At 45.6% G+C, this 18,206-nt stretch carries 13 protein-coding genes; 8 read left to right on the plus strand and 5 right to left on the minus strand.

The features are described 5' to 3' along the window. Positions 1–2 precede the first annotated feature (2 nt). On the minus strand, positions 3–419 hold the full coding sequence (locus ABDW33_RS26730) for a thioesterase family protein (RefSeq protein WP_343693167.1): 417 nt from the start codon (positions 417–419) through the stop codon (positions 3–5). Positions 420–624: 205 nt separating this feature from the next. On the opposite strand from ABDW33_RS26730, the gene ABDW33_RS26735 reads away from it, so the two are divergent. From ABDW33_RS26735 to ABDW33_RS26760, 6 genes are read left to right on the plus strand one after another with little or no spacing between them, the layout of a single operon-like run. Then, complete coding sequence (locus ABDW33_RS26735) at positions 625–1,485, plus strand: beta-1,6-N-acetylglucosaminyltransferase (protein ID WP_343693168.1); 861 nt, start codon at positions 625–627, stop codon at positions 1,483–1,485. Positions 1,486–1,488: 3 nt separating this feature from the next. Next, positions 1,489–2,334 carry an ABC transporter permease gene (locus ABDW33_RS26740; RefSeq protein WP_343693169.1) on the plus strand — a complete coding sequence of 282 codons (846 nt, stop codon included), beginning with the start codon at positions 1,489–1,491 and terminating at the stop codon, positions 2,332–2,334. Next, positions 2,331–3,539, plus strand: a complete 1,209-nt coding sequence (locus ABDW33_RS26745; RefSeq protein WP_343693170.1) for an ABC transporter ATP-binding protein — start codon at positions 2,331–2,333, stop codon at positions 3,537–3,539. The genes ABDW33_RS26740 and ABDW33_RS26745 overlap by 4 nt, the downstream gene beginning before the upstream one ends. Beyond that, positions 3,529–5,463 carry a glycosyltransferase family 2 protein gene (locus ABDW33_RS26750; protein WP_343693171.1) on the plus strand — a complete coding sequence of 645 codons (1,935 nt, stop codon included), beginning with the start codon at positions 3,529–3,531 and terminating at the stop codon, positions 5,461–5,463. Before ABDW33_RS26745 ends, ABDW33_RS26750 begins: the two co-directional genes overlap by 11 nt. Continuing rightward, positions 5,450–6,442 carry a glycosyltransferase gene (locus ABDW33_RS26755; protein ID WP_343693172.1) on the plus strand — a complete coding sequence of 331 codons (993 nt, stop codon included), beginning with the start codon at positions 5,450–5,452 and terminating at the stop codon, positions 6,440–6,442. The genes ABDW33_RS26750 and ABDW33_RS26755 overlap by 14 nt, the downstream gene beginning before the upstream one ends. An 18-nt stretch (positions 6,443–6,460) precedes the next feature. After that, a complete protein-coding gene (locus ABDW33_RS26760; protein WP_343693173.1) occupies positions 6,461–7,123 on the plus strand; it encodes a methyltransferase domain-containing protein in 663 nt (220 codons plus the stop codon). Here the strand turns inward: ABDW33_RS26760 and ABDW33_RS26765 are convergent. Genes ABDW33_RS26765 through ABDW33_RS26775 form a run of 3 tightly spaced genes read right to left on the minus strand, consistent with a single transcriptional unit; the run spans position 7,105 to position 12,658 of the window. Beyond that, positions 7,105–10,269 (minus strand): CusA/CzcA family heavy metal efflux RND transporter, encoded by a 3,165-nt coding sequence (locus tag ABDW33_RS26765; RefSeq protein ID WP_343693174.1) that lies wholly within the window; start codon positions 10,267–10,269, stop codon positions 7,105–7,107. The two genes, ABDW33_RS26760 and ABDW33_RS26765, sit on opposite strands and share 19 nt — an antisense overlap. A gap of 10 nt (positions 10,270–10,279) precedes the next feature. Next, the gene (locus ABDW33_RS26770) at positions 10,280–11,362 is read right to left on the minus strand and encodes an efflux RND transporter periplasmic adaptor subunit (protein ID WP_343693175.1); all 1,083 of its coding nucleotides are present in this window, start codon (positions 11,360–11,362) and stop codon (positions 10,280–10,282) included. A 6-nt stretch (positions 11,363–11,368) separates the two neighbouring features. After that, positions 11,369–12,658 (minus strand): TolC family protein, encoded by a 1,290-nt coding sequence (locus ABDW33_RS26775; RefSeq protein WP_343693176.1) that lies wholly within the window; start codon positions 12,656–12,658, stop codon positions 11,369–11,371. 73 nt (positions 12,659–12,731) lie between these two features. Between ABDW33_RS26775 and ABDW33_RS26780 the strand changes: the two genes are divergently transcribed. After that, a complete protein-coding gene (locus ABDW33_RS26780; RefSeq protein ID WP_343693177.1) occupies positions 12,732–14,039 on the plus strand; it encodes a carbohydrate porin in 1,308 nt (435 codons plus the stop codon). Positions 14,040–14,112: 73 nt separating this feature from the next. Here ABDW33_RS26780 and ABDW33_RS26785 read toward each other — a convergent pair whose 3' ends face one another. Then, a complete protein-coding gene (locus ABDW33_RS26785; protein ID WP_343693178.1) occupies positions 14,113–14,727 on the minus strand; it encodes a peptidylprolyl isomerase in 615 nt (204 codons plus the stop codon). Positions 14,728–15,094: 367 nt separating this feature from the next. On the opposite strand from ABDW33_RS26785, the gene ABDW33_RS26790 reads away from it, so the two are divergent. After that, a complete protein-coding gene (locus ABDW33_RS26790; protein ID WP_343693179.1) occupies positions 15,095–18,181 on the plus strand; it encodes a TonB-dependent receptor in 3,087 nt (1,028 codons plus the stop codon). The last annotated feature ends 25 nt before the right edge of the window (positions 18,182–18,206 follow it).

The raw sequence follows: 18,206 nt of genomic DNA on the forward strand, positions 1-18,206 counted from the left end.
AATTACGCATTTAAAATAGGTGCATCTTTCAATTTCTCTTTAATTGCATCGGGCAGGAAAGGTCTGCCGCCACTTGCGGGTACACAGGTACCTGTAAATACTGCCTTGGTAACTACCTTGTTATTGAGCATGATCTTCTGCTCAAAATGGATCTGTGGCTTGCCACTTCCATCTGCCATCAGCTGACAGGTAACTGTAAATTTATCATCTCTCTTCAATGAGCGGACAAACTGAATGGTATACTGAGACAGGACCATATTGATGCCTTTCTGCGCTTCTTCTTCCAGACTGAAGCCTAATACATCTTTTATAAAGTCGTGCCTGCAATATTCCATGTAGAAAGGATAGTATAACCCGTCCATGATGTTCTGCACGTCGATGTGTTCTGGTTTAACGGTGTATTCTTTTACGTATTCCATTGTGTTGGTCCTTTTTCAGTTATAGGCAAATCTACATGAAGGATTCTGATAATATTTCCTTTCTGTCAATATTTGTTTTTGTAGAATTTTTACTAAACTTTTATTCAATCGGTTTTGTTAAATTTAGTGCACTTACTATACCTATCTCTTCCCTGGTCTTTTCCTATATCGACAGCAGTGACACCACAATGAGAATATTATGAGAATGGCCAACATTATCGTGCTGCATCAGTATCCGGCTATGGCAGAGAGATTGATAAAGACACTTTACCACCGGCAGTTTGATTTTTATGTACACCTCGACAAAAAGGTAGACATAGGTCCTTTTCGTTTTTTAGCCACCCTGCCGAACACCTTTCTTGTACAGGAACGGAAAACTGTAAATTGGGCAGGGTACAGTCAGCTTGAAGCGATAGGGGCCTCTCTGCGTGCTATATTTTCCAGTGGCAGATCCTATGACTACGTAAATTTGCTGAGTGGGCAGGACTATCCCATTAAACCTGTTGGTTACATATATGATTTTCTAAATACTTATACGGGGCATTCTTTCCTAACTTCCGAAACGCCGCCCAGTGCCTGGTGGGAGCATGCCCATCAGCGATATACCCGGTATCACCTTATTGAATATGGGTTCAGGGGGAAACACCGCCTGGAAAATCTGCTCTCCGCTATCTTACCTACCCGGGACTTCCCTTTGCCTTATCAATTATATGGAGGGCCGTATGCCGCCTATTGGACACTCAGTGGAGAGGCTGCTTTTTACCTCAGTCATTTTTTGTCGGAAGGGAAGTTTCACTCATTTTTTAAACATACCTGGGCACCGGATGAGTTCCTGGTGAACACCTTATTGATGAACAGCCCGTTTTCAAACATGATTATCAATGACAATTACCGGCATATAGACCGGTCGCCCGGCGGGTCTCATCCCAAAATATTGACGATGGCAGACCTGGGTAGTCTACAGCAAAGCAGCCGCTTATTTGCCAGGAAATTTGATCCGAATGTCGACAACCAGATACAGGACAACATTGATGAAACAATCCTCTATTCAAAAAATTGGGTGTAACAGATGAAACATGAAGAAAGCTGGGACTGGGAGATTAATGCCAACACAAAATGGTTTGACTGGAATCTCCGCGAAATTGTCAGCTACAGGGATCTTTTATTCCGCTTTGTAAGGCGCAACCTGATTGCAAGTTACCAGCAAACCATCCTGGGGCCTTTCTGGGTATTTATTCAACCGGCCCTGACCACGCTTGTTTATTATATCATTTTCGGGAAGGTAGTAAAGATTTCTACAGGCGGAATACCGCCTGTTCTGTTCTACCTGTCAGGCATTCTTTTCTGGAGCTTCTTCTCTGATTGTCTGAATGGAACGATGTACACGTTTCTGCAGAATGCCAATATTTTCAACAAGGTTTATTTTCCGCGGTTAGTAGTACCGGTGAGCAATGTCATTTCCCATAGTATCAGGATAGGGATTCAATTGTTGCTTTTCATTGCTATTTACCTGTATAATGCCGCCACGATAGGACTGGCAGGCAACTATTACATATTCATCACCCCATTTCTGTTATTGCTGACCGCAGGATTTGGGCTGGGTGCAGGCCTTATCATCAGTGTATTTACAGCGAAGTACAGGGATCTGGATTATGCACTGCAATTTTTGCTTCGACTCTTCATGTTTGCAACGCCAGTGGTATATCCGGCATCGATCGTTCCTGAAAAGTACCAGTTTCTGTTCTGGCTAAATCCACTTACTGTGATCATTGAAACATTCAGGGCGGCTTATTTTTCCAATGAACCCGTGCATTATCTCAGGCTGGCACTTGGAACGATAGTCGTGCTGGCTTTACTTGTAGTGGGCATTACGCTTTTCAAGAAGAAGGAACTCAAAATAATGGACGTAGTATGATTGCTATAAAGGTTGAAAACATCTCTAAGCTGTATCGCTTAGGTAATACGGGCACCGGCCGGTTGCGGGAAGATATCCGCTTTTGGCTAAAGCGCCCCAATGCCACCAAACACCTGCTATGGGCACTAAAAGATATCAACTTTGAAATCAGCCAGGGAGAGGTAATGGGCTTCATTGGTAACAATGGGGCAGGAAAATCCACCTTGCTAAAGATCATTTCCTCCATCACGACCCCTACTACCGGAAAGATCTCAGGCAAGGGAAGTATAGCCAGCCTGCTTGAGGTGGGATCAGGGTTTCACGGGGATCTGACCGGGCGTGAAAATATCTTTCTCAACGGTAATATTCTGGGGATGAAAAATCATGAAATAAAAAAAAGTTTCGATGAGATCATTGCCTTCTCAGGTGTGGAGGAACTAATTGATACACCGGTCAAGCATTATTCAAGCGGAATGTATATGCGGCTGGCATTTGCAGTGGCAGCGCACCTGAACCCGGAAATATTGATTGTAGATGAAGTACTGGCAGTGGGGGATGTAGAGTTCCAGCGCAAATGCCTGGGAAAAATGAAAGAAATCTCTGACCGGAAAGGGAAAACAGTCTTATTTGTAAGTCACAATACGCAGGCATTGCAAAACCTTTGCGATCGCGTCATCACTCTACATAAAGGGCATATCATTGATGCGGGCAGGCCAGCGGAGGTGATCACCAATTACTTAAAAAGTACAGACAACAATTTCCTGGAGCAAAGTTATGATACGCCTGAATCGGCGCCCGGCAATGATTATATCAGGATCAGGAAGATCGCCATTCAGTATGATACTGAGATATTCGACATCCGTACGCCTTTTTCTACAAAGTTCGAATTCTGGTATAATGATCCTGCTCCCGGTAGCCTGATTGTAGGTATTCATTTATTCAACATGGCCGGGGAGTGTATTTTCGATGTCGCCTCAAAAGGTGCGCAACTTCATCCAGGGCTAATAACCGGCGAATGCCAGATACCCGGCAATTTCCTGAATAATGGTGCTTATTATCTATCCATAGTATTCGTCAAAGATACTACGCAGCGGCTCTTCTATTTTGAAGGATGCCTGTCTTTCAACGTGGAAGATTTCAGAGAGAACACCGCCTGGTTTGGGAAATGGATGGGATACGTCCGGCCAGCATTTCCAGTAGTTTTAAATCAGCAGCATGTACTATAAAATACACCATATACAATTAGCAGCGGTAGACGACTTTGCTGTTGGAAAGGGCCGGCATTATGTTGTTGTATGGTCCGGACAAATTCCATTAGGACATGTCTGGCTTACTTCGCCGGCAAATATTGCTGAAAAGATCAGGGATGCCATTCAACCTGCACTGAATTATTACAATGAGCATGGATCTTCATTAACGCCACCCCATAAAGGAGTCAGGTTATCTGTTATTATTTGTACCCGTCACCGGCCACAATCCCTGAAGAATTGCCTGGAAACATTATTGAATGGACCTGACCGGGACTTTGAACTGATTGTGGTGGACAATGCACCGGGAAATGATGATACCCTGCTGGTAGTGCAGCAGTTTCCACAGGTACGCTATGTTCGCGAAGACAGGCAAGGGCTGGATATAGCCCGCAATACGGGGGCGAGAACCGCCACAGGGGATATTATAGCCTATACAGATGATGATGTGCGTATTCCACATAACTGGATCACGAACCTGAAGGCCTCCTTTGCAGATCCACTGATTATGGCTGTGACAGGACTGGTGATTCCCCTTTCGCTGGATACCCGGGCACAGTATATATTTGAAAAGAAGTGGGGATTTAACAAAGGATATCTTCCGCGGCGATTTAATCACCAGTATTTTATTGACAATCTTGCATATGGCGTACCGGCATGGGATATTGGAGCGGGAGCAAATATGGCATTCAGAAGGGAAGCCTTTCTGGTAGCCGGATTATTTGACGAAAGACTGGATGTAGGTGCTGCGGGCTGTAGCGGAGATTCGGAGATGTGGCACCGCATTCTGGCAGAAGGATGGGATTGCCGGTATGTACCGGAGCTGTATGTATTACATGAGCATCGTTCTACTGGTGCAGGTTTGCGTAAACAGCTTTTTGGATATATGCGCGGGCATGTGAGTGCATTGCTTGTACAACATGAAAACTACCGGCATCCGGGAGAGTTAAAGCGATTGCAGGAAGGTCTGCCTCATTATTATAAACAGCGCATACTGTCGTGGATAAAAGGTAACAGGGAAGAATATATCCGGCACATTATTACGGAGATCAGGGGATGTCAGTCTGGTGTCCGCTTTTATAAAGCCCATCAACATCTGCGACGACAGGATATACAGACGTTTCCTTCTTTATTGTTTCAACCTGTCGAAATCACAGCAGCAACGCTTGTGTCGGTAGTGATCCCCTGTTATAACCATGGTCAGTATCTGCGGCAGGCCATTGATAGTGCATTGGGGCAAAGCTGGTCACATATGGAAGTAATAGTAGTGGATGATGGTTCCAGCGATGATACAGCAGCTATCTGTAAGGCATACGAAGGCCGGGTGCAGTACATTCGTGTTGCACGTGTGGGGTTATCTGCCGCCAGGAATATTGGTGTGCAACATAGTCATGGCGCATTTGTAATCTTCCTGGATGCGGATGATTATTTACTTCCGGGTGCCACGGAAATCAATCTCTTTTATTTCAGGCATTATCCGCATCTCGCATTTGTATCGGGTGCACATATCAGAGTAGATAGTAGTGGGGATCTTCTTTCGGAGGAGTATCAAAGTGGTAGCGGCTATCTCTCCTTATTGCAGGGAAATTTCATAGGGATGGAAGGCTGTATTCTATACAGGAGAGATCTGTTCTTTCATTTTCATTTCGACACACAGCTGAATGCGTGTGAAGATTATGACATCAATCTAAAAATAGCAAGGGTGTTACCCACCTTTCATCATAAAGATAAAATTGCCGCATACCGGATTCATGGGCGGAATATGTCTGCCAACAGGCAAATGATGTTGACACTGGCTCAGGAAGTATTAAGCAGGCAGATACCAGTATTATCAAATGAAGCAGAGCGCTGTGCTTTGCAGGCAGGACTACAAAACTGGGTAACTTATTATGAAACAGCTTAACAGGATTCCAGCGGAGCCGCCTGCTATTAAGCCACTGGCAGCAGCAGCGCAAAGACCTCTGTGGTCGGTGATGATACCTACTTACAATTGCAGCCAGTACCTGGAAGCTACCTTAAAGAGTGTGCTGGAGCAGGATCCGGGGCCGGCGCTGATGCAGATAGAGGTAGTAGATGACTGTAGTACAGATGGGGATATTGCGGCATTGGTAGCCACTATCGGGCAGGGACGGGTATCATTTTACCAGCAGCCGGAAAACAGGGGGAGCCTGCGCAACTTTGAAACTTGTCTGAACAGGGCAAAGGGCCACTTTGTGCATTTGCTGCACGGTGATGATCTGTCAGGGCCGGGCATCTACGAGCAAGCGACCCGGTTATTTGAAGCATATCCTGATGCAGGAGCTATTTGCACGGGCTTCTCCTACATCAATGAGCAAGGGATAGAGATAAATAAAAGTCCTGCTTTACAGGCTGAAGCGGGGATTATTCACGATTGGCTCGCGCAGATCGCAACAGGACAGAAAATGCAGCCTCCGGCGGTATTGGTAAGAAGGAGTGTATATGAGCAACTGGGTGGGTTCTTTGGCATTCATTATGGCGAAGACTGGGAAATGTGGGTACGTATAGCGGCACATTTTCCGGTGGTCTATACCCCTGACAGGCTCGCCTTTTACAGGGTGCATACGACTAACATCACCAGCAGGTATTTTTTGTCTTGTCAGCACATCCTGGATATAGCCAAAGTGATTGAGCTGATACAACCTTATTTACCTGCCGGGGAAAGGGCACGATTGAAAAGGCAGGCACGTTATAACTGGTCGCTGTATTTTGCGCGTACCAGTGATATGACGTATCATAAATATAAAGCGCCTGTGCAGGCGCTTAACCAGGCAGGCAAAGCTTTCAGGATGCATCAGAATAAAGTGACGTTGTTTTTTTTAGGTAAGATCCTGTTGAAAATAATGCTTCGGTACAAGCAGTAAATTTGGTATTTTCCTGATATGAAATTATTGACAGAAGCAGAGTTAATCTGGTCTCCCATTGTAGCAAATAACAGGATGAATCGCAAACGGGTAGCGAATGGGGTGAATAGTTATGAGAAGGAATTGTTTTTTAATCCAACAACATACCTGAATGATTGCCTGTCGAAACGCGGTGTAGTAAAATGGCTGGATCTATGTTGCGGCGAAGGCAATGCACTGATTCAATATGCTCAGGGCCTGACACAGCAAACAGGCGTTACATTGAAAGGGATTGACCTGGTAGATCAATTTCAGGAGATTCCTGAAGCTGTCAATTGTCTGACATTCGAAGTCAGATCATTGCTGACCTGGGAGCCGACGGAGCAATACGACTTGATTTCTTGTGTACATGGTATTCATTACGTGGGCGATAAGCTACTTGTGTTAGCGAATATATTAGCGGCATTGCAGCCAGCAGGGATATTTGTTGCAAATATTGATCTGAATAATATCCAGGGGATAGATGTAAGGCAGTTGTTTGCACACAATTCAATTGATTATCATGCCAGAAGAAAGCTCCTGACCTGTAAAGGACCCCGCCATATTGATATCACCTGGACCTATTTAGGTGCTGATGATCAAACCGGGCCGAATTATACAGGTCAGGAAGCAGTAACCTCTTTCTATTCATTGGCTACATAAGGCTGCTTATCGATCTTTCTGTAAGCCCATCCAAAAATGAGCGGGAAGACCCACAGCGAAAAAATCATGGCACAGAGTATACCACCAATCACCACCCTTGCCAATGGCCGGGAACTTTCAGAGCCAATACCGTGGGAGATGGCAGCGGGGAATAAACCTATTGCTGCCATGAGGGCTGTCATCATCACAGGACGGATCCTGGAATTCACCCCCAGTTTGATTGCGGTGTAGAGTGACTGATGCTGCCCTTTCATGACCTCGAGATTGTGTTTAAAAATGGTGATCAACAATACCCCGTCCTGTATACAGATTCCGAATAAGGCAATAAAACCAATACCGGCAGAAATACTGAAATTGGTACCTGTAACGTGCAGGGCGATGATGCCCCCCATGATGGCAAAGGGTACGTTCAGGAATACCAGCCCGGCATCTTTCAGGTTACCAAACATGGCAAACAGCAACAGGAAGATCAGTGCGAGGCTAACAGGTACCACCTGTGCAAGCCGCCGGGTAGCACGCTGCTGGTTCTCAAAATCCCCTTGCCAGACCATACTGTAACCGCGTTTCAGGTTGACTACCCTGGCCACTTTCTCTTGTGCTTCTGCAATGGTACTCCCCATATCGCGTCCTCTGACGGAGAACTTAAGGGCCGAATAACGTTCATTGTCATCCCTGAAGATGAGGCAGGGTCCGGTTTTTTCGGAGATATTGGCAATTTCCTTGACAGGTACTTTTGAACCGGAAGCTGTAGGGATGAGCAGGTTACCGATATCTTCTGGCGTACGCCGGAACTGTTCATTCATGCGAATACGGATATCGAACTCGCGAATACCTTCGTATAAACTGGTGACGGCTTCACCGCCGATAGCCATTGCAATCACGGCATTGGCATCGGCTGCAGCAATACCATATACAGCCATCTTGCGCTGATCAAGGTTAATATCCAACTCCGGTTGCCCGATGTTGCGGATCACGCCGAGATCTTCTACTCCGTTTACACTGCGCATTACATTGTACGCCTTCATCAGCTGGTCTTCCATATAATTGAGAGAGTCCCCAAAGATCTTGAGACAAATAGATCCTTTTACACCGGATACAGCTTCTTCCACGTTGTCCATGATTGGTTGGGAAAAATTCAGCTCCGCGCCGGGTATAACCGATAATTTATCATTCATCTGGTCCACCAGTTTTTCGTACGACACTTTGGGATTCCAGTCTTCTTTGGGATACAGGATCACGTCGAATTCATTATTGTAAAAACCTGCTACATCCGTTCCATCGTCCGGCCTGCCGGTCTGGGATACAACATATTTTACCTGTGGAAAACCCTGCACTATTTTCCTTGCCTGGTTAGCAATCTCCACCGATTTATCCAACGAGATACTGTAAGGCAACTGGATCCTCAGCCAGATAGACCCTTCGTTGAGTTCAGGCAGGAATTCTGTACCCAGGAAGCGGAAGGAGAAGATGCCAATGCCCATGGCAATGAATGCCCCTACCACCACGATTTCCTTTCGTTTAAAAGCAGCGACAAACCCACCCAGCATTATCTTCGTGAGGAAATGCACCACAGGGTTATGTTTTTCGTGTACATTCTTCCTGAGTAATAAATGGATTAATACAGGCACCAGCGTTAGTGTGGTAATCAATGCTCCCAGCAAGGCGAACCCCAGGGTATAAGCCAATGGGGAAAACATCTTGCCTTCTACTTTCTGAAAGGAAAAGATGGGTAAGAGGCCTGTTACAATAATCAGTTTGGCGAAGAAGATAGCTTTTCCCAGCTGTGCACCATTCCGCCTGATCAATCCCATCTTCGCCACTTTATTAAATCGCGCCATTCCCATTTCACCCGCCTTGTGATCAAGGACGACGAACATGCCTTCGACCATGACGACGGCACCATCAATGATGATCCCAAAGTCTACCGCCCCCAGTGACAGCAGGTTTGCAGACATGCCCATGAGGTGCAGGCAGATAAAGGCAAACAATAATGCCATGGGGATGATGATGGACACGATCAACGTGGTCCGCCAGTTGAACATAAAGATGGATACAAGCAGGGTAACTAACAGGATACCTTCCACGAGGTTATGCAGCACGGTATCTGTTGCATAATGAATCAGGTCTTCCCTGTCATAATAGGGTACGATGCGGGTATCAGCGGGAAGAATACTGCTGTTCAGCTTATCAATTTTTGCTTTTACGGCCTGCACTACCTGTGTAGGGTTCTCTCCTTTCCGCATGATGATAATCCCTTCGACAATATCTTCTTCATTGGTCAGGTGGCGCTTACCGGTAGAATCAACCAGGCCATCAGAGCGGGATACATATCCCAGCCTGGGCACATTGGAAATCACAACGGCTGCCACGTCCTTTACCAAAATGGGCACTCCATTGATATTCTGCACTACGATATTCCTGATTTCGTTGATATCATTCAGGATACCGATGCCCCGTACCACATATGCCTGGTTGTTTTTCACCAGCACATCTCCGCCGATATTGATATTGTTTTTCTGAACTGCGCTAAATACATCGAGTGCAGTGATACCCAGGTTCGTGAGTTTACCCGGATCTACCTGAATTTCGTAGGTTTTGGTTTTACCCCCGAAAGCTACGATGTCGCCTACGCCGGGTACAGACCTGAGTTGCCTGTCTATTACCCAATCCTGTATGGTTTTGAGTTCTCTTGCATCCCTGAAGGTACTTCTGATGCTATAGCGATAGATCTCGCCTGTAGGGCCGGTAGGTGGTTGTATAACGGGTTGGACACCGTCAGGCAGGTTCACATTGCCCAGCTGGCTGAGCACCTGTGCACGGGCATCTTTGTCTACTACTTTATCATCGAAGATAAGTTTGACATAAGAGAGGCCAAAGATACTGGTAGAGCGCAGGCTGATTTTTTGTTGTACGGGATTCAAGCCTATTTCGATGGGAATAGTCACAAATTTTTCCACCTCTTCCGCACTGCGACCGGGCCATTGTGTAATGATACTGATCTCAGTATTGGTCACATCCGGGAAAGCCTCGATGGGCATATTTTTGAATGTGATGATACCACTTATGATCAGTAACACGGAGAGTGCCAGAATGAAGTATTTATTCCGGAGCGAAAATGCTATGATGCCGCGAATAATTTTGATCATCTGAATAGGTTTAGTTGTTTAAGGCACCATATATCAGGATGGCCTGTGAAGAAATCACCAGTTGTCCGGGCTGCAATCCGTCGGAAATATAAGTATGCTGTCCTGTAGTGTTGAGCACCTGCACCGGGGTAATCTGTACATGTGCTTTGTCTTTGAACACGAGTACAAAATTCTGGCTGTTATCAAACACGAGTGCGCTGGATGGGATACACAGGGCTTGTTTGCCGGTGGGATTTGTCACTGTGATGCTGGCAAACATCTGAGGTTTGAGCAGGTAGTCAGGGTTGGGCAGTATGACTTTTACCTTCATCACTTTGTTGGTAGGGTCCAGTACATATTGCATTTTATCTATAGAACCTTTGAATACCTTGCCGGGATAGGAGAGTGTGGTTACATCTGCGGCGTCGCCGGTGTGGATATTACTGATATCGGATTCATATACGTTGGCCTGTACCCAAACCTTTTGCAGGTCTGCGATGCTAAAGAGGTTGTTTCCATTATCTGTACGGATCTGGGTATTGTTGCTGATGTTCTTCTGTACCACCACGCCGCTGATAGGGGCCTTGATCAGGTAATCGCCCTGTGTGCTGCCACCGTTGATGTTAACGACCTTCTTTACCCGGTTCAGTTCAGACTGTGCCTGGTCAAAGCTGGCCTGGGCAGTGATCTGATCCACCCTGGATGCAAGACCACTTTGAAACATATCATTTGTCTTTTCGAGGTTCTGCCGGGCCACGATCAGATTAGTTTCGGCAGTGGTGAGGTCATTGCTGATACCGGCCATTTCCGCACTTTTCACCACAGCCAGCAATTGTCCTTTTTCCACATGATCACCCAACTCCACTTTTACATCCTGGATAGTACCACTGACCATTGGATAGACACTGACCTGATTGTCCTGATTAAAATCGACCATACCTGAAAAGGTAAGTGCCCCTACTAATTCACAATTCTTAACGGTATCAATACTGAGCGTGCGATACAGGGAATCTGGTATCACATAGGCTGTCCTCTCAGCCGGGGCATGGTCATTACTGTTACAGCCCTGTAAGGTCCAAATTACAGTCAGTATGCAAACAAAATGTTTTAGCATATTAGATTATTGAAACTTAAAAAAATTAGTACCTGTATAGTAATTAAGATCTTCGAAAGCACTGACCCTGTTAAAGCGGACTGTATTTTCTGCCAGCACATTTTCCTTGAATGAATCGTAGAAGTCGAGGAAATCCAGGAGACTGATATTCCGCTTCTGGTAATTGCTGACTACTTCGCCCAACAGCCGGTTGAATTCGCGTGAAAATGCAGGGTCAATTTTTTTATACAACTGGTCCTGTGCAAATGCTTTCTGTAAAGCAGTGACTACATTTTCCTGTACCATAGCTTCAACACCTTTTTGTGTGGTGCGGTTCAATTCACTTATCAATTTTGCAGACTTTACATTGCCCTGGTTGCGGTTCCAGAAAGGCAGGTCCATTTGGATACCGATACTGTAAAAGTTATTGAGATAGCTACCCTGTTCATCAAAACCGGTATACACAGTCAGATCTGGTACAGCGAGCGATTTCTGGTAACTATAGGTGAGGTCACCAATGCTGGTATTGGCCTTTGAGATAAGCAGGTCTGTGCGATTCTGATAAGCGGAGTCCAATAGTACATTGAGGCTATATGCGGCCGGACTTAATCCGGCAACGGTTGTAGTATCGATGACTGGTCGCAGGTAGGTACCTGGGGTTGCCTGTAATATCAGCCTTAACTCACTTTGTACATCATGGATCTGGTTAATGAGATCAGAATATTCATGTTCAAGGCTGTACAATTGTGCTTTGATACGGATCATTTCCTTCTGGGAGATATAACCTTTGCCGGAAGTAGACTCAAAAGCGGTCACTACCCGTTGAAGGGAATAGATCTCTTCATCGTACACCTTAGCAGATTGCTGCAGGTAGTAGATGTTCAGGAAGTCGGTATGGAGGGTATACTTAAGTGTGCGGAGCAGATCATAGAACTGGTATTCCGCCAGTCGGGTATTGGCTTCGGCCAGCTTAATCTGTTTGTTACGCTTGCGTGCCAACAGGAATAGTTGTGACACCTGGACGGTTGTCTGGTCATTATTGCCGGTGGGGAAGAATTGGTTCAAGGTACCGGAGTAAAGGCCATGGGATACATCCAGATTTGGATTGGGCCATAGTCTGGCCTGGATGATCAGGGCTCTTTCGGCATCGATATTATATTTCTGCGCCAGCAGCTGAAAGTTTCGCTGCAAAAAATAAGACTCTGCACTGTCCAGTGTAAGCGTAAGGGTGTCTACAGGGAGGCGGGTCTGGGGGTAGGCATGTAAGGGAGCGCATGACATTGCGATCCACGCTGCCAGCAGGGCTATTATTTTCATTGTACTATTAGATTAAACAATCAGCTACTAAGGTTGTTCTTAGTCTATAAAGGCTGTTCCCAAACATTCCGTCATGAATTTAAAGAAAATTTCCGGAGTTTTAATTATCTCAATATTAGCAACTTATTCACTTTATGCCCAAACCTCAGACTGGTCTTATCATTTCCAAATAACCGTCATTAATCAGAAACACGCAGGGTTTAAAACCGCCTATAGCGGGAGTAATAGTCTTGCAGATAGTGTGGAACCTGGTGCCACGAGTGTAACGGCCACTGTTTTTCTGGGCAGGCGTTTATGGAAAGGTGCGAGCCTTTATTTCAATCCGGAATTATCCGGAGGGAAAGGGTTGAGTTATGCACTGGGTGTAGCCGGAGCATTGAATGGAGAGACCTATCGGATAGGCGATCCGGAGCCGGTGGTATCGGTAGCAAGGGTTATTTTCCGACAGGTGATCCCGTTGGGTAGTAAGCTGGTGGATCAGGAGGATGATCTTAACCAGTTAGCCGGCAAAGTGCCTGCCCGTCGTATTGAAATCAATGCCGGTAAATTTTCTATGAATGACTTCTTTGACCAGAATAGTTATAGCCAGGATCCGAGAACACAGTTTTTGAACTGGAGCCTCATGAGCAACGGGGCATGGGATTACCCCGCCAATACAAAGGGTTACACGATGGGAATAGTGGTGGGAATGATTACTCCCAAATGGGAGTTAAGGATATCTAGTGAGGCGGTGCCAAAGATAGCAAACCATCCGAATATGGAGTACAAGTTTGGGAAAGCGCATTCAGAAACGATAGAAGTAGCGCGTAACTTCATATCCTCGAAGTTATCATTGCTGGTGAGTTATACGGCTAACAGGGCTCCTTCTTATAAAGATGCGATGACGTTTGATACAACCCTGCTCAATGTGATTGAGGGGAATGCCACGGGGCAAAAATTCGGCGGACATAAGGCGGGAATCTGCCTGAATTATGAGCAACGGATTACAGACGATCTCGGCGGCTTTGCCAGGGCGGGCTGGAATGACGGGAAATATGCAACATGGGCATTCACAGAAATAGATCAGACCTTACAGGCAGGGTTGTCATTGAAAGGAAACAAATGGAAAAGACCGGGTGATGTACTTGGATTAGCGGGCGTGGTGAATGGCATTTCGACTGCGCACCGGAATTTTCTAAAGGCGGGGGGGCATGGATTTATATTGGGAGACGGCGGACTAAATTATGGACATGAGGCGATTATAGAATGTTATTATAGCGCATTATTGTTCAAGTCATTATGGCTTTCGGGAGATTATCAGTTTGTGCATAACCCGGGTTATAATAAAGATAGAAAGGGGCCTGTGCATGTCTTTGCAGTAAGGGCACACGTGGCGTTCTGATTTTGTGTTTTCCCCGGAGGAGCGACCATGCTTCCTGACATGTACTGATGATACAGGGCAGGAAGCGGTATAATTAGTTGCCTCTTTTAAATCCTAATACGATCCTTATTTTTTCGCCCACGTTGTCGTAAGTTTTCCTCACTACAAAGTACCATTTCTTATCAGGTACATCTACTGTGAAGATATCCCCCTTCTTATGTCTGGCTACAGCGTCTTCGAAAGGTTTTACCATCATGCCGGCAGTGAAAGGCCCTGTATCCCCGTTCTTTTGATTGGGGTCCATGTTATATTTAGCATTCAGTTCCTCGAATGATTTGCCGGCTGCGTATTGCTCCTGTATGAGGGTACGTAGACTATCTATATGAGCACGTGTTAAAACAGCACCATCCAGGTGAATATATTGCGCCCGGAAAGTATAATTGCCGGTATCGGCTATTACCTTATAGTAAGTACCCTGGATCGTTGCAGTATCTCCCACATTCAGACTAAACAGTTTTTGATCTACGGCAGTCGTATCCTTTTCAGAGCTTAATGGATACAGTTTGATAAAAGGATATTTCTCAGCTACTTTGTAAGCTTGTTCGATATTACCTGCCCGGTCAATCATGAGTTCCAGGGAGCGGTTGTCAGCTTTCTGGCTGCAGGCTGTGAGGGTCAGTAAAAACAGACTAGCGTATGTGTATTTCATGGGACTCAAGATAAATAATTATTACCAGGTAATTGCGATGAGCATGATTCCGGCATCGGACAGGGGCGTTCGTCTTTCCGGCCTGAAAGTGTGTCTGTTTGTGATCTCCCACTGCAGCACTATTAAATGATGTAAAAAATCCGGAAATCTCTTATTTTAGTAACAGCTATCGATTGAATGAAGTTACATTGTTTCAAGAAAAGAAAAGCCAGATAATAACCTATAAATTTAGTAGACTAAAATATTTTATATTACTTTTGCCTCTCCTATATTCTTTTAGCATGTCCCACCAATATGCATAGAGAACCCGTAGAGAACCCATAGATAACCTTTTAGCCTAAGAGTAATGCTATAATATCTTAAACCCATGTTCAAACAAAATCTAATCCTGGTGCTCGCACTTTTTGCAGGCACGGGGCTGTATGCGCAGCAAAGACAAGTAGAGGGTCAGGTCCTCTCTGCTGAAAACAAACAACCATTGCCAGGTGTAACTGTTAAAATTAACCGTACATCTATTGGTACCACAACAGATCCGGAGGGTCATTTTCAACTGCATCTTCCGGCCAGTAAATCAGTTATTACGGTTTCCTACCTGGGGCGGGAAACGATGGAGACAGAGGTACATGAAGGAGATGCCAATGTGCTGATCCTGCTAAAACCGACTAACACTACGCTGGATGAAGTGGTAGCCGTTGCTTACACGAATGTAAAACGTTCAGGATACCCGGGAGCGGTATCTACGGTAACTGCTGAAAAGATCAACAACCGGCTTACGCCCAATGTTACCAATGCCCTGCAGGGATTAGTAACAGGTTTACAATCCTCCCTGTCCAATGGTCAACCTGGTAACAGCTCTACTATCAGGATCCGTGGGGTAGGCTCTATCAATGCATCGAGTGCTCCTTTGTTTGTAGTGGATGGAGCACCTTATGATGGAGATATCAATGCCATCAATGCCACTGACATTGCTGCTATCAGTGTGCTGAAAGATGCAACTGCTGCCAACTTGTATGGTTCCCGCGCGGCCAATGGAGTGATCATCATCACGACCAAGCAGGGTCAGAAAGGAACTTCTCATGTAGACGCCGTATTCAACCAGGGTTGGAGCAGCAGAGCAGTGAAAGACTATGATAAGCTGAATACTGATCAGTATTTTGAGCTTTACTGGGAAGCGCTGCGAAACAAGCAACTGACCAATGGCCAGACAGCAGATCAGGCAGCAGCTACGGCCAGTGCAAGAGTGGTATCCGACCTCGGTATCAATCCTTATGGTACAGCTTATCCACAGCCAGTAGGTACGGATGGAAAGATCGTAGCAGGTGCCCGGCCATTATGGAATGATGACTGGGAAAAAGGTGTTCAGCAATCAGGCGCTTACACACAGGCACAGCTGAATTTTAGTGGTGGGAGTGATAAATCTACGTATTATGTAGGTGGTGGTTATCTCAACAACGAAGGGGCCTACCTTGCATCCGGATTTAAAAGATATAGTTTCAGGAGCAATATTACGCTGCAGGCAAAGCCCTGGTTAAAGACAGGATTTAACCTGACCGGTGTAAGCACTGTACAGGATTATCCCCGTTCTTCTGACTCACAGACGGATAACGTGGTGCTGGTAGGCAGAACGATTCCAAGCTTCTACCCTATTTACCAGCGCAATCCTGATGGTAGTTTCCTGCTGGATGCGAATGGCAACAAACAATTCGATTATGGTGCCTACCGTCCTTCGGCAGCACTGGCCAGAGAAAACCTGATTGGCTCTCTCCCACTGGATAAAAACAGGTATACGAATGAAGTGGTATCTGCAAGAACTTTTGTAGAAGCCTCTATTACAAAAGCATTGCATTTCAAGACCAGCTATAATATTGACTATGTGAATCAAAACTTCCTGTTTTACAATAATCCGCTGGTAGGCGGCAGTGCAGAGATAGGTGGTTACGTTAATAAAGGTAGTAGCCGTAAACTTGCTTATACCTGGAATAACATCTTCACATATGATGCAGATCTGCTGGGTGGTCATCACCTAAACCTGCTGGCCGGACAGGAATATTATTATTACAATACCACCGATCTGAGCGGTGACCGGCAGAAATTTGCATTACCAGATCTATATGAACCGGCAGCGGCATCACAGTTAAATGATTTCACGGGTACAACTGATAACTATACCAAACTAAGTTTCTTTGGACAGGGGCAGTATAACTACCTGAACAGGTATTTCTTTACAGCATCTGCAAGAAGAGATGGTTCTTCCCGTTTCTCTCCTGCATCCAGGTGGGGTACATTCTGGTCAGCAGGTGCATCCTGGCGTATATCAGAGGAGGAATTTCTTCGTAGCAAAAGCTGGCTGAATGCATTGACACTGAAGGCAAGTTATGGTTCATCAGGTAATGATAATCTGTCTTCCTACTATTCATACCTGGCACTCTTTGCTATTCAGAATAACCTTGGTAATGGCGGGGTAATCACTTCCAGACTGGCGACACCGGGTTTGAAATGGGAAAGTAACCTGAACCTGAACATTGGTCTGGATTATGGTTTCCTTGATAACCGCGTGTATGGTAGTATCAATTATTATGACAGGACAAGTAAGGACCTGCTGTATGCAAAGCCAATGGCTTTATCAACTGGTTTCAGCTCCATCAGCGCCAATATCGGTGCACTGAAGAATACAGGGGTGGAACTGGAACTGAATGTAGTACCAGTTAGCACAAGGACCTTCAAATGGACGGTAGGACTGAATGTAGCACGGAATAAAAATAAAATTACGGAGCTGCCACAAAAACAGATTATCAGTGGAACCAAGAAGCTGATGGTAGGTACTTCTATATATGATTTCTTCCTGCGGGAATGGGCCGGTGTAGATGCCGCTACAGGCAATCCGCTCTGGTACCAGACAGGTACAGATGGCAAGAAAGTGACCACTAACAATTATGCGAATGCTACCCAATATTATGCGGGTTCTGCATTGCCTGATGTAACGGGAGGTTTCAGCAATACTTTCAACTATCACAATTTTGAATTGTCTTTCCTGTTAGCTTATAGCCTGGGCGGTAAGGTACTGGATCTGGATTATGTATCGCTGCTGAGTGGTGGTACAAGCCCAGGCCGTAACTGGTCTACAGAGCTGGCGGATCGCTGGACGCCGGCACATACTTCTACTGATGTACCAAGGCTGACAACTGACAACCTGAACTGGACTTCAACATCTACCCGCTTCCTCTACAGTGCTACATATGCACGTTTGAAGACATTGTCTTTGGGGTATTCAGTTCCATCTAAAGTGTTATCAGGAATAGGTATCAGGAGTGCAAGGGTATATGCACTGGGTGAAAACCTGCTGACCTTCTATGGACACCAGGGCATGGATCCGGAGCAATCAATTGATGGTACCACCTATTACCAGTATCCGGCAATGAAGACATTTTCATTCGGTATCCAGGTAGGTCTGTAATTTTTTAATGGCTATTAATTTTTCA

It is taken from the genome of Chitinophaga sp., from assembly GCF_039596155.1.
Taxonomy (GTDB): Bacteria; Bacteroidota; Bacteroidia; order Chitinophagales; family Chitinophagaceae; genus Chitinophaga.